This is a genomic window from Parapontixanthobacter aurantiacus (genome assembly GCF_009827635.1).
Lineage (GTDB): Bacteria > Pseudomonadota > Alphaproteobacteria > Sphingomonadales > Sphingomonadaceae > Parapontixanthobacter > Parapontixanthobacter aurantiacus.
On the sequence record NZ_WTYW01000001.1, the window covers coordinates 820585 to 833025 of the forward strand.

11 protein-coding genes are annotated in these 12441 nt (G+C 61.9%); 2 read left to right on the forward strand and 9 right to left on the reverse strand.

Features of this window, described 5'->3' with window-relative positions; all coding sequences use genetic code 11:
• Window positions 1–165 precede the first annotated feature (165 nt).
• The 7 genes from leuA to miaA all read right to left on the reverse strand — a co-directional run bounded on the left by leuA (window position 166) and on the right by miaA (window position 7652).
• The gene (gene leuA / locus GRI38_RS03975; RefSeq protein WP_160681604.1) at window positions 166–1869 is read right to left on the reverse strand and encodes a 2-isopropylmalate synthase; all 1704 of its coding nucleotides are present in this window, start codon (window positions 1867–1869) and stop codon (window positions 166–168) included.
• A 184-nt stretch (window positions 1870–2053) separates the two neighbouring features.
• Window positions 2054–2437, reverse strand: a complete 384-nt coding sequence (locus GRI38_RS03980) for an I78 family peptidase inhibitor (RefSeq protein WP_160681605.1) — start codon at window positions 2435–2437, stop codon at window positions 2054–2056.
• An 89-nt stretch (window positions 2438–2526) separates the two neighbouring features.
• The gene (locus GRI38_RS03985; protein ID WP_160681606.1) at window positions 2527–3183 is read right to left on the reverse strand and encodes a YceI family protein; all 657 of its coding nucleotides are present in this window, start codon (window positions 3181–3183) and stop codon (window positions 2527–2529) included.
• A 47-nt stretch (window positions 3184–3230) separates the two neighbouring features.
• Entirely contained in the window at window positions 3231–4265 is a 1035-nt protein-coding gene (gene ilvC / locus GRI38_RS03990; protein WP_160681607.1) for a ketol-acid reductoisomerase, read from the reverse strand.
• A gap of 55 nt (window positions 4266–4320) precedes the next feature.
• Window positions 4321–4833, reverse strand: coding sequence for an acetolactate synthase small subunit (gene ilvN, locus GRI38_RS03995; protein ID WP_160681608.1), 513 nt, complete (start codon window positions 4831–4833; stop codon window positions 4321–4323).
• The gene (gene ilvB / locus GRI38_RS04000) at window positions 4830–6578 is read right to left on the reverse strand and encodes a biosynthetic-type acetolactate synthase large subunit (RefSeq protein ID WP_160681609.1); all 1749 of its coding nucleotides are present in this window, start codon (window positions 6576–6578) and stop codon (window positions 4830–4832) included. The genes ilvN and ilvB overlap by 4 nt, the downstream gene beginning before the upstream one ends.
• Window positions 6579–6689: 111 nt before the next feature.
• The gene (miaA, locus tag GRI38_RS04005) at window positions 6690–7652 is read right to left on the reverse strand and encodes a tRNA (adenosine(37)-N6)-dimethylallyltransferase MiaA (RefSeq protein ID WP_160681610.1); all 963 of its coding nucleotides are present in this window, start codon (window positions 7650–7652) and stop codon (window positions 6690–6692) included.
• On the opposite strand from miaA, the gene serB reads away from it, so the two are divergent.
• On the forward strand, window positions 7645–8529 hold the full coding sequence (gene serB, locus GRI38_RS04010) for a phosphoserine phosphatase SerB (protein ID WP_337191235.1): 885 nt from the start codon (window positions 7645–7647) through the stop codon (window positions 8527–8529). The two genes, miaA and serB, sit on opposite strands and share 8 nt — an antisense overlap.
• A gap of 81 nt (window positions 8530–8610) precedes the next feature.
• Complete coding sequence (locus tag GRI38_RS04015; protein WP_237487338.1) at window positions 8611–9465, forward strand: Coq4 family protein; 855 nt, start codon at window positions 8611–8613, stop codon at window positions 9463–9465.
• A 16-nt stretch (window positions 9466–9481) separates the two neighbouring features.
• Here the strand turns inward: GRI38_RS04015 and GRI38_RS04020 are convergent, their stop codons facing one another.
• Both GRI38_RS04020 and purL read right to left on the reverse strand, forming a co-directional pair.
• Window positions 9482–10168, reverse strand: coding sequence for a nitroreductase family protein (locus GRI38_RS04020; RefSeq protein WP_160681612.1), 687 nt, complete (start codon window positions 10166–10168; stop codon window positions 9482–9484).
• Window positions 10169–10190: 22 nt separating this feature from the next.
• The gene (gene purL, locus GRI38_RS04025) at window positions 10191–12437 is read right to left on the reverse strand and encodes a phosphoribosylformylglycinamidine synthase subunit PurL (protein ID WP_160681613.1); all 2247 of its coding nucleotides are present in this window, start codon (window positions 12435–12437) and stop codon (window positions 10191–10193) included.
• Window positions 12438–12441: the final 4 nt, after the last annotated feature.

Here is a 12441-nt window from a genome sequence, read left to right on the forward strand (position 1 = left end):
TTCATCCTCCCTGCGTGTTATCTGAACCGATGGAACACATGGAACACTGTCCTGGGGAAGGAGACCAGCTTTCTTGCCGATCCTTATTCCCGGTCATGCAGCCAATCGTTTCGCGTGCTTCATCGCGCCACCCTAGCCGAACGGTCCGCGTTAGGAAATCGAGCCTTAACAAGCATCCTTGCTCAGCGCTGCGGCAGCATTTGCGGCACTGAGAACCGCTCGCACGCTGGCCGTGGCGACATCCTCGTCGATCCCGCAGCCCCATACGGTCCCACCGCCATCCATCGTGCATTCGAGATAGGCGGCGGCCTGCGCATCGGTTCCCTTGCCGATTGCATGCTCGGAATAGTCCTGCACTTCGATCGCCACGCCGAAGCTGTCGCGCAAGGTCGCAATCACTGACGAGATAAGCCCGTTGCCGCGACCGCTGACACTTTGTTCCTTTCCGTCGACTGCAATCGTACCGCTGAAGATCCGCGTACCGTCGCCGGCCCGGCTTTCCTCGTATTCGACGAGCTGGAAGTGCTTGTCGCTCGTCTGCACGTAATATGTCCGGCGAAAGACATCCCAGATGTCCGCTGCATTGAGTTCGCGGCCCGCCTGATCCGCCAATGCCTGTACCTGACGGGAGAAGTCGGCCTGCATCCGTTTGGGCAATTTCAGTCCCTGATCCTGTTCGAGCACCCAGGCAAAGCCGCCTTTGCCGCTTTGCGAATTGACGCGGATGACCGCCTCGTAGGTGCGTCCCAGATCGGCGGGATCGATAGGAAGATACGGTATTCGCCAGGCATCGTCGTTCTGCCGCTCGCGCGCGGCAAAGCCCTTCTTGATGGCATCCTGATGACTGCCGGAAAAAGCGGTGTAAACGAGTTCGCCGCCATAAGGATGGCGTTGATGCACCGGCAGCTGGTTGCAGTACTCCACGATCTCTATCACCCGGTCGATGTCGGAGAAATTGAGCCCAGGATCAATGCCTTGGGTATACATGTTCAGGGCGACCGTCACGAGGCAGCAATTACCGGTCCGCTCGCCATTTCCGAATAGGCAACCCTCGATGCGGTCCGCGCCCGCCATCAGGCCAAGTTCCGCCGCCGCGACGCCGGTTCCCCGGTCGTTATGCGTATGCAGCGAGACGACGGCGGCATCGCGGTCCGGCAGGTTGCGACAGAAATACTCGATCTGGTCGGCATAGATGTTCGGCGTCGCCGCTTCGACCGTCGCAGGAAGGTTGAGGATGATGGGCTTTTCGGACGTCGGTTTGAGCACCTCCATCACGCTGGCGCATACCTCGATCGAAAAATCGAGTTCGGCGGTGGAGAAAGTCTCGGGCGAATACTGAAAGTTCCAGTCGGTCCCGCTCCTCGCTTCGGCCTCTTCGCGCATGATGCGGGCACCATCGATCGCGATCTGGCGCACCTGCTCCCGGCTCATCCCGAAAACGATGTCGCGCCATGCCGGGCTTACCGCGTTGTAGAGATGAACGATGGCCGAGCGCGCGCCTTCGAGGCTCGCGAAACTCGTGCGGATCAGGTCCTCGCGACTTTGGGTGAGAACCTGCACGGTGACGTCCTCGGGTATACGCCCGGAGCGAACGAGACCCTGTATGAAATCGAACTCGGTCGTGCCGGCGCTGGGAAAGCCGACCTCGATCTCCTTCACACCGATTTCCACCAGCAGGTCGAAGAAACGGTTCTTCTTCACCGCGTCCATCGGATCGACGATGGCCTGGTTTCCGTCGCGCAGGTCGGTCGACAGCCAGCGCGGCGGGGTCGTGATCCGGCGGCTCGGCCATTGGCGGTCGGGAAGGTCGATGGGGGGGAAGGGCCGGTATTTTCGGGAAGGGTCCGGCATCAGGGATGTGCGGGGCATGAATCGGCTCGAAATGGCTATTAAACGAAAGGCGGCGCTGGTCAGACCCTTGAACGTTCCATGCCGTCCGTCCAGGAAAGCACGCTCACGCCCAAGGGCGCGTAAGTCGTAGCGTCGTGTCGTTCCGTTCGATCATTGCGCGGATCGTATGGCCGCAAGTAGCAATCTTGTCCAGACGAAACTCCTAACCGCAACGAACGGTCTGGATCACGCCCTCCTCGTCGAGCGAGATCGTGAGGCGTCGCGGATTGACCTCATCATTCTCCGTTTCGTCCGGGCTTATCCAGCGAACGGTCACGAGAGGCGCGACCGCGCTCAGCAGTTCGCCGCGCGTTTCCGAGGTCGCTTCCTGTCCGACGAACGGTCGGGCGAGACCGGCATTGCAGCCGGCCTCGTCCGTAACGCCGATGGGCTCGCGATTGGGCTCTCGGCTATATTCGAACTCGGGAATATTGACTTCGGATGGCTGCGCCACCGTTTCGCCATCATCGTCGACGGGCGTGGATTCGCTACATCCGGCGAGAAGGACGGCAACGGCGGCAAGGGCGGGGGCAAAAGCAAAACGCATCAAGATTTTCTCCAGTCGATCGCTATTCCGAACGACAGGCGAGCCGAAGACGTTCCTTAAATGCGGTGCGACCCGAAGAGGACGGGCCGTCAGCCGTCCTTTTCGAACGCAATCGTGATGTTGAGATCGACCGTGTCACCGATGGCCTGCATCCCGTAATCGATGCCGAATTCAGAGCGATCGATGGAGGTCTCCGCTTCGAAGCCCACGGTCTCCGCCTGGTTCATCGGGTTCGTTCCCGCCCCTGTCAGACGCGCATTGAGGGTCACCGGGCGCGTGACGCCATTCATCGTCAGATTGCCCTCGATCATCGCGCTCCTTCTGTCGGCGGCGACATCGACCGAGGTCGATTCGAAGGTTGCCGGTTCGGGGTTCGGACCGAAGAAATCAGGCTCGCCGCCATCTGCCCCCGGACGCAACAGGTGGTCGCGCAACTCGGAGCTCGGCACGGTTACGGCAGCAATAGGGATCGTCACGGATACGGACGACTGGTCCGGGTTCTCCGTATCGAGCCTCAGCGTGCCCGAAACGTCGCCGAAGATGCCGAGATAGTCGTTGAAACCGAAATGAAGCACGCGCCAGCCGACCATGCTGTGCGCCGAATCCACAGAGTAGGTTCCGCCGCTAATCGTCGAGATGTCGACGGCAGCGTTCGGCTCGTTCGCAGCCATGTCCTGCGCGCTGACCGTGGCGAAGGCGAGCGTGGCGGCGGCGCCGCCGGCTAGAATATGGCGAAATGACAGCATCGGGTGTTTCCTTGTCGGTTCAGGGAAGGGGGAACGCCAAACTGGCGTCAGTTCTTCTCCTTGTCCACCAGCTTGTTAGCACCGATCCAGGGCATCATCGAACGCAGTTCCGCGCCGACCTTCTCGATCGGATGCTCTGCCTGCCGCTTGCGCGCCGCCTTCATTTCGGGATTGCCGACCGCATTGTCGAGCATGAAGCGCTGGACGAAGCGGCCTGCCTGAATGTCCTCGAGCACGCGCTTCATCTCGGCCTTCGTCTCGTCGGTGATGACGCGCGGGCCGGTATGATAGTCGCCATATTCCGCCGTGTTCGAGATGGAATAGCGCATGTTCGCGATGCCGCCTTCATACAGCAGGTCGACGATCAGCTTGGTCTCGTGGAGGCACTCGAAATAGGCCATTTCCGGGGCATAGCCGGCTTCGACCAGCGTCTCGAACCCGGCCATGATGAGGTTGCTGATGCCGCCGCACAGGACAGCCTGCTCGCCGAACAGGTCCGTTTCGCATTCTTCCTTGAAGTTCGTCTCGATAATGCCCGAGCGTCCGCCGCCCACGGCGCTGGCATAGGACATGGCGAGCGCCTTCGCGTAACCGTTGCCGCCGCTCTCGCCGCTTTCCTGATGAACCGCGATGAGGCAGGGCACGCCGCCGCCACGCTGATATTCGCTGCGTACCGTGTGGCCCGGACCCTTGGGCGCGATCATGATGACGTCGATATTGCCGGGCGGCTCGATGAGGCCGAAATGGATATTGAGGCCGTGCGCGAAGGCAAGGGCGGAGCCGGGCTTCATGTTTCCGGCGAGATCGTTCGCCCAGATGGCTGCCTGATGCTCGTCGGGCGCCAGAACCATGACGAGGTCGGCCCAGGCGGCAGCCTCTGCATTGGTCATCACCTTGAAGCCTGCTTCTTCTGCCTTGCGGCGCGTCGCCGAACCTTCGCGCAGGGCGATGACGACCTCTCCGACGCCGCTGTCGCGCAGGTTCTGCGCGTGGGCGTGGCCCTGGCTGCCATAGCCCACGATCGCGACCTTCTTGCCCTTGACGAGGTCCAGATCGGCATCGGCATCGTAATAGACTTTCATCACTTCCCCTTTTCGCGCCCGCCCGTCGGGGGCGGCGTCATTCAGTTTCGAGTTGTCAGGACGTTACGCCGCGCATCATGCCGACGCTACCGGAGCGTCCGACCTCGGCCAGACCGAGATCGCGCATGAGCACGATGAAGCTGTTTATCTTGTCCGGCGCGCCGGTAATTTCGAAGACGAAGCTGCTGGTCGTGCTGTCGACCACCTTCGCCCGGAATATCTCCGCGATGCGGAGCGCCTCGACCCGCGCATTGCCCGACCCCGTGACCTTCACGAGGGCGAGTTCGCGTTCGACATGCGGCCCTTCTTCGGTCAGGTCGACGACCTTGTGAACAGGCACGAGCCGGTCGAGCTGCGCATGAATCTGATCGATCACCTGCGGCGGTCCGTTGGTGACGATGGTGATGCGACTGACCGCGTGATCTTCGGAGATGTCCGCGACGGTCAGGCTGTCGATATTATAGCCGCGCGCCGTGAACAGGCCGGCGATCTTGGCGAGAATGCCCGATTCGTTGTCGACGGTCACCGTCAGGACGTGACGCTCTCCATCCTGTTGTTCGGCCATCATACGAGCGCCTTTGCTTCATTGCCGATGACATTGTCGACCCGGTCGCCATGCAGAAGCATCTCGGTATGCGCAGCCCCGCTCGGGATCATGGGCAGGCAGTTGGCGTCCTTCGATACCTGGCAGTCGACGATGACCGGACCGTCATGCGCGATCATCGCCTCGATCCCTGCGTCGAGTTCCGCCTCTTGCGTGATGCGGATCCCCTTCCAGCCATAGGCCTCGGCCAGGCGGACGAAATCGGGCAGGCTGTCGGAATAGGAATTGGAGTAGCGCGAATCGTAGTTCAGCTCCTGCCACTGCCGGACCATTCCCATATACTCGTTGTTGAGAATGAAGATCTTGACCGGCAGGCGATACTGGCTCGCCGTGCCGAGCTCCTGGATGTTCATCTGGATGCTTGCCTCGCCGGCAATGTCGATAACGAGCGCGCCCGGATTGCCGAGTTGCGCGCCGATCGCGGCGGGCAGGCCGTAGCCCATCGTGCCGAGGCCGCCGCTCGTCAGCCACTTGTTGGGACCGGTAAAGCCGTAATACTGGGCCGCCCACATCTGGTGCTGGCCGACCTCGGTCGTGATGATTGGATCGCGCTCATGCGTAAGGGCGAAGAGGCGCTGCACCGCTTTTTGCGGCATGATCGCTTCGCCGCTTTCGGGAAAGGCGAGGCATTCGCGCGCCCGCCAGCCCGCGATGCGCGCCTTCCATTCGGTGAGGTCTTGGCCGTCGCGATCGCCCCAGGCGGCGATGATTTGTTCGAGTACGCTCGCGCAGTCGCCGACAATGCCGAGTTCGACGGGAATATTCTTGTTGATCGAGGCACGGTCGATGTCGATGTGGATCTTGCGGCTGTCCGGCGAAAAAGCATCGATCCGCCCGGTCACCCGGTCGTCGAACCGCGCACCCACACAGACCATGACGTCGGAGCGGTTCATCGCCATGTTCGCCTCGAGCGTGCCGTGCATTCCGAGCATGCCGAGCCAGTCGGGATGGTCCGCGGGAAATGCGCCGAGACCCATCAGGGTAGAGGTTACCGGAGCGCCGGTGAGTTCCTGCAATTGCCGCAGCAGCCTGGTCGCTTGCGGGCCCGAATTGATGACCCCGCCGCCGGTGTAAAGGATGGGTCGCTTGGCTTCGGACAGCATCTCGACCGCTTGCGCGATTTCTCCCGGCGCGGCGAGCATCCGCGGCTCGTAGCGCCGCCGGGCGTTTGACGACGGAGCATCGAAGGACAGGTTCGTCTCGGCGTTCTGCACGTCCTTGGGAATGTCGATCACGACCGGACCGGGACGACCGGTCGTCGCGATGGTGAACGCTTCGGCAATCGTGTCGGCGAGCCGGTCGATGTCCCGCACGAGGTAATTGTGCTTCGTGCAGTGCCTCGTAATGCCGATCGTGTCCGCCTCCTGAAAGGCGTCCGTTCCGATGAGGGGCGTCGGGACCTGTCCCGTAATGACGACCATGGGAATGGAATCGAGATAGGCATCCGCGATACCCGTTACGGCATTGGTCGCCCCGGGTCCCGAAGTGATGAGCACGACGCCCGGCTTGCCGGTGGAGCGGGCATATCCTTCAGCGGCGTGCGCCGCACCGGCTTCGTGGCGAACGAGAATGTGACGTATCTTCTCGTTCTCGAACAATTCGTCGTAGATCGGCAGCACGGCACCGCCGGGATAGCCGAAGACATATTCGACCCCCTGCCGCTCGAGACATTCGACCAGAATGGCCGCACCGTTACGAAATGCCGTCATATTCCATCGACCGTAGAGTTCTTCGCCGCCAGTTTCCAGAAAATTGGCCCGACGCGCAGGGGCATACGCGACCGGGCCAGTGCCGCCCCTCTAGCAGTCATAAAAATAACGTCAACAGGGATAGAGCGGAAATATTATTTCTTTTGCTACGTTCAAATTATCATATTCTATGCGAGGCCATTCCTCCGGCGGTTGTCGCCTGAACCACGTGAACTGGCGCTTGGCGTAGTTCCTTGTCGCTCTCTGCCCGCGCTCGATCATCTCCTCGCGGCTAATTCTGTCCGCAAGCAAGTGAGCGATTTCGGGAACGCCGATGGCGCGCATAACCGGAAGGTTGGGGTCGAGACCGCGTGCGAGCAGCCGCTCCACCTCCTCTATCGCTCCGCGATCGAGCATCTGCCGGAAACGCCGATCGCACCGCTCGTACAACCATTCCCGTTCCGGCAGGAGAATTGCAGGTCGTAAATCGACCGAAGACGCGATGCCCCCTTCCTTCTCGCTTCGCCATTCGCCGATGGGTCGGCCGGTGCTGCGGACGACCTCCAGCGCGCGCGTCGTCCGCGCATTGTCGGCGGGGGCGAGGCGAGCCGCCGCCTCCGGGTCTTCCGCCAGCAGCGCCCGATACGCATCTTCTTGACTGAGGCTTCGCACGGTTTGCCTGACCTGTGGATCGATGGCCGGAACCGGCGCAATGCCGTCGAGCAGGACGCGCATATACAAACCCGTACCGCCGACGAGGATCGGCAGAACGCTTTCCTCGTGCAGGCGAGCAATGACTTCTTTCGCCTTCGCCGCCCAGTCGGCTGCCGAGCACGGCTGAGCGCCGTCCCATTCCCCGAACAGGAAATGCGGCACGCGTGCCATCTCGGCGCCGGTCGGGCGGGCGCTCAGCACGCATAGATCGCGATAGACCTGGGCGCTGTCGGCGTTGACGATCGCGGTCCTGCACCCGCGCTCGCTCAGATGGTCGGCCAGCGCGAGCGCCAGATCGGTCTTGCCGCTTGCCGTCGGCCCTGCGATGAGCCCGAGCAGCGGCTTGTCCGAGAAAGAAAAAGAGGAATTATCAGTGCCCATCGCCCGCGTGATAGCAGATCCATCGAGCCTGTCGGCAAGCTTCGAGCGAGCCGTCGGGGAAATCGAGCAGGCTGGCCTCAGCCTCGCGCTGTCGCAGATCATCGACGAGGCGGAGGGCGTCGTCGAGATGAGTTTCGCCAACGGGACGCCGACGGAAATTCACCAGATACTGCGCCATGCGATGCCGGGCAGCGACATATTGGTAGGCGAGAAGAGCATCGAGATACCGCAGCTTTTCATCAGCGACATGGACAGCACGATCATCGGGCAGGAATGTATCGACGAACTCGCCGACTATGCGGGGCTGAAGCCGCAGATTGCGGAGATTACCGAACGGGCGATGCAGGGCGAGCTCGACTTCAAGGAGGCGCTGCGCGAACGCGTCGGCCTCCTTGCCGGGCTGGACGAGAAGGCCATCACGGATTGCCTCGCCGAACGAATCGTCCCGAACGAAGGCGCTCGGGAGCTCGTGTCAACGCTCAAGAGCAAGGGGACGCGCACCGTTCTCGTCACGGGCGGCTTTCATCATTTCGCCGATGAGATCGGCAGGCAACTCGGCTTCGACCGGGTGGTGGGGAACCGTCTGGCCGTGTCGGACGGCAAGTTGGCCGGAACGCTCGTCGGTCCGATCGTCGACAGCACGGCCAAGCGCGCGACGCTGGAGGAAGAACGGCGGGCGCTCGGCGAACACGCGGTCGTCATGGCGTGCGGCGACGGCGCAAACGACATTCCGATGCTCGAAGAAGCACATTACGGCGTCGCCTATCATGGGAAGGAAGCCGCGCTGAAGGCATCGAACGGCAGCATTGCTCGCGGCTCCTTGTCAGGGCTGCTCGTACTGCTTCAGATCCCGCGCGACGAATTCGTCTCGGAATAGGCGGACGCGGTCAGAAAAATTCGTGCTTGGAAAACCTGTTGGCAACGCTATATTAACATCCTTGTCAGTAAGGGTTTTGCCATGACCGCACCACAGACCTTCGAAACGACCGCCCCGAGCGCCCCGGATGGAACGCCGCTTCGCGATCCTGCGCGCAAGATGCCGCAATACCGCCCCTTGAAGGCGCTGCATCATTTTCGCGAATTGCTGAAGGACAAGGAAGAGACGAGCCACGTCTTCCGCATTTTCGAATCGCTTCCGTCGAAGAATTACGGGCGACGCGTCGAACAGCTGACGCTTAGCGAAGAGGGTAACCGGCTGCGTCAGGTCGAGCCGTCTTTGCCGGAATTGCTCGACGATCACGCCAAGTTGCGGACCTTTCCGAAGAATTCGGTAGCGCAGGCCTATTGCGACTTCATGGAGCGGGAAGGGCTGTCGGCAGCTGGTCTCGTTGCCGAAGCCGACAAGCTCGGCCGTCCGAAATATAACGATCTGTGGCAGTGGTACGTAGAGCGCGCGCGCGATACGCATGACCTGCTGCACATCTTGACCGGCTACGGCCGCGACGCGCTCGGCGAGCAATGCGTCCTCCTCTTCACGCATGGTCAGCAGCCGAGCCAGGGGCATCTGCTGATCGGTTATGCCGGCGCGCTCAACATCAAGCAGAAGACGCGCGGCAGCAAGGCTCCGATCATGAAGGCGGTTCGTCAGGCACACCGCACGGGCGTCGCATGTCCCGCGATCGTCGGGCTACCGATCATGGAGCTGCTGGCGACCGATCTCGAGGATGCGCGCGAGCTGCTGAACATTCCGGAGCCGCACTGGTATCGCGAATGTCATGCAGTCTGGCGCTCCGAAGGCATCGACCCGTACGATATTCTCGGGCAGGGCAAGGCGTCCGAAGCACAGGATACTCAGGAACTGTCGAACGCCTGACGCGATGTTCGAAGAATTAAAGCCAGCTCGAGATTGTCTCGAGCGGCTTTTTCTTCGCTGCGTGATCCGGGACGCTGGCTTCCGGAGCTGGATGACCGGCAACGACGATCATCACCGGTTTCTCCGTTTCGGGCCGCCTGCATATCTCGCGGAGGAAACCCATCGGACTGGGCGTATGCGTCAGGGTCGCGAGCCCCGCTTTGTGCAGCGTCGCAAGCAGCAGTCCGCACGCGATCCCGACGCTTTCGGTGACGTAGTAGTTCTGCGTTTCGCCATCCTCGGCGATGCCGCCCTTACGCTGGGCGAAGACGACGATGAGCCACGGCGCGGTTTCGAGAAACGGCTTCTGGTCATCGGTGCCTAGTGGATCGAGCGCATCGAGCCACGCCTTGCCGGCCTTCGCTTCCGCGCCATCGAAACCGTAGAAGCGCCGCTCTTCCTGCTCGGCGGCCTCGCGAATACGACGCTTGATGCCAGGAGAGGAAATGGCTGCGAAATGCCAGGGTTGGTGGTTCGCGCCGCTGGGTGCGGTTCCGGCAGCTTGTATCGCGAGTTCGATCACTTCCTTGGGGACGCTGTCGCTGGAGAAGTGACGGCATGATCGCCTCGTTGCCAGCGTCTCGCTCAACGAGCGCGCCTTCGCGATGCGCTCCTCATCGGTCAGGCGGGGCAGGGCGGGGTAAGGCCGGTGACCGTCCGTCATAGATGTCCCCCGCCTCGGTAATTCAACTCTCCATCCATTCCTTGAAGAAGCTTTCATGCGCAGCGCGCAATTCTGCGATGGTTCTGCCGAAAAGCTCTGTGCCGCCGACTGTGCCGAGGCGGCGGAAGCCGACCTGCGCCGCCGCAGCATTCTCCGGTCCCTCGGCAACGATTTTGTTGAATGCCTCGATATCGGAGGCGGTCACGACGTAGCGCCCCTGATCCTCTCCGAACCACCATTGAGCCGCCGTATAGGCTTCGTTGGCAGACACTTCCGCGCCCAGATCGCCGGCGAGCGCCATTTCCGCCAAAGCGACGGCCAGCCCGCCATCGGAGACGTCGTGCACCGCGTTGACGATCCCCTCGGCAATCAGGCGCCGGACGATGTCGCCCGCTCCGCGTTCGCGCACGAGATCGGTCGGCGGCGTGCGCCCTTCGTCCCGGCCGTGAACGGTCTTTAGCCAGAGCGACTTGCCGAGATGCGAGCGCGTCGGGTCGGGCTTCGCCCAATGTTCCGCCGCGACGAGGTAGATCGCGTCGCCCTCGTTCTTGAAGCCCATCGTCATCATCGCATCGTAATCGTCGATGATACCCACCCCGCCGATGGCGGGCGTGGGAAGAATGGCGCTGCCGCCGCCCGTCGCCTTACTCTCGTTGTAGAGCGAGACGTTTCCGCTCACGATCGGGAAGTCGAGGGCGCGGCAGGCATCGCCCATCCCGTCGAGCGCGTGGACGAATTGCGCCATGATCTCTGGTCGCTGGGGATTGGCGAAATTCAGGCAGTTCGTGACGGCGAGCGGCCGCGCGCCGACGGCACACAGATTGCGATAAGCCTCGGCGATGGCCTGCTTTCCCCCCTCGTAAGGATCGGCATAAACATAGCGCGGCGTGCAGTCGGTTGTGATCGCCAGCGCCTTCTTCGTGCCGTGGACCCGTACCACGCCGGCATCGCCGCCTGTCTGGAGCGTATCGGCACCGACCTGGCTGTCATATTGCTGCGATATCCAGCCCTTGCTGGCGAGGTTCGGCGAAGCGAGCAGGGTAAGGAGATCTGCGCCGACATCGCTTGTTTCGGGTACATCCTCGAGTGGTTTGATCTTCGCCCAGACCTTGTATTCGTCCTGCGAAAGATATGGCCGGTCATAGAGCGGCGCCTCGGCTGCCAGCGGGCCAAGCGGGATGTCGCAGACGGTTTCGCCGTTCCATTCGAGAACCATGTGCTGGGTATCGGTGACTTCGCCGATGACCGCGAAATCGAGCTCCCACTTCTCGAAGATGGCGGCCGCCATCTTTTCCTTGCCGGGTTTCAGCACCATGAGCATCCGCTCCTGGCTTTCGGAAAGCATCATCTCATAAGGCGTCATGCCGTCCTCGCGGCAGGGCACCTTGTTCATGTCGAGGCGAATGCCCGCCTTGCCGTTCGTCGCCATTTCGACGCTGGAGGAAGTAAGGCCAGCCGCGCCCATGTCCTGGATCGCGACGATCGCGTCGGTCGCCATCAGTTCGAGACAGGCTTCGATCAGCAGCTTCTCGGTGAAAGGGTCGCCGACCTGAACGGTCGGGCGTTTTTCTTCCGCATCTTCGCCGAAATCCGCACTCGCCATGGTTGCGCCGTGGATGCCGTCGCGCCCGGTCTTGGAACCGACATAGACGATCGGATTACCGACGCCCGTGGCCGCCGAATAGAAGATCTTGTCGGCGTCCGCGACGCCTACGGTCATGGCGTTGACGAGGATGTTGCCGTCATAGGCCGGGTCGAAATTCGTCTCGCCCGCGACCGTCGGAATACCGACGCAATTACCATAGCCACCGATGCCTGCAACGACACCTTTCACGAGGTGCTTCATCTTCGGATGATCGGGCCTGCCGAAACGCAGGGCGTTGGCATTAGCCACCGGCCTTGCGCCCATCGTGAAGACGTCGCGCAGAATGCCGCCCACGCCCGTCGCCGCACCTTGATAGGGCTCGATATAGGAAGGGTGGTTATGGCTCTCCATCTTGAAGATAGCCGCTTGCCCGTCGCCGATGTCGATGACGCCCGCATTTTCGCCTGGTCCGCAGATGACCCAGGGCGCCTCTGTCGGCAGTTTCTTCAGGTGGAGACGCGATGACTTGTACGAACAATGCTCCGACCACATGACCGAGAAGATGCCGAGTTCGGTAAGGTTCGGCTCTCGCCCTAAAGCGGTAAGAACCCGGTCGTATTCCTCGGGAGTGAAACCGTGCTGCGCGACGATCTCGGGCGTGATGGCATTCGTTGGATGGGACATGGGA

Bases quoted from the DNA above. Each gene is read 5' to 3' on its own strand.
- leuA (WP_160681604.1), bottom strand. From the start codon at position 1,869: ATGCCCCGCACATCCCTGATGCCGGACCCTTCCCGAAAATACCGGCCC.
- GRI38_RS03980 (WP_160681605.1), bottom strand. From the start codon at position 2,437: ATGCGTTTTGCTTTTGCCCCCGCCCTTGCCGCCGTTGCCGTCCTTCTC.
- GRI38_RS03985 (WP_160681606.1), bottom strand. From the start codon at position 3,183: ATGCTGTCATTTCGCCATATTCTAGCCGGCGGCGCCGCCGCCACGCTC.
- ilvC (WP_160681607.1), bottom strand. From the start codon at position 4,265: ATGAAAGTCTATTACGATGCCGATGCCGATCTGGACCTCGTCAAGGGC.
- ilvN (WP_160681608.1), bottom strand. From the start codon at position 4,833: ATGATGGCCGAACAACAGGATGGAGAGCGTCACGTCCTGACGGTGACC.
- ilvB (WP_160681609.1), bottom strand. From the start codon at position 6,578: ATGACGGCATTTCGTAACGGTGCGGCCATTCTGGTCGAATGTCTCGAG.
- miaA (WP_160681610.1), bottom strand. From the start codon at position 7,652: ATGGGCACTGATAATTCCTCTTTTTCTTTCTCGGACAAGCCGCTGCTC.
- GRI38_RS04015 (WP_237487338.1), top strand. From the start codon at position 8,611: ATGACCGCACCACAGACCTTCGAAACGACCGCCCCGAGCGCCCCGGAT.
- GRI38_RS04020 (WP_160681612.1), bottom strand. From the start codon at position 10,168: ATGACGGACGGTCACCGGCCTTACCCCGCCCTGCCCCGCCTGACCGAT.
- purL (WP_160681613.1), bottom strand. From the start codon at position 12,437: ATGTCCCATCCAACGAATGCCATCACGCCCGAGATCGTCGCGCAGCAC.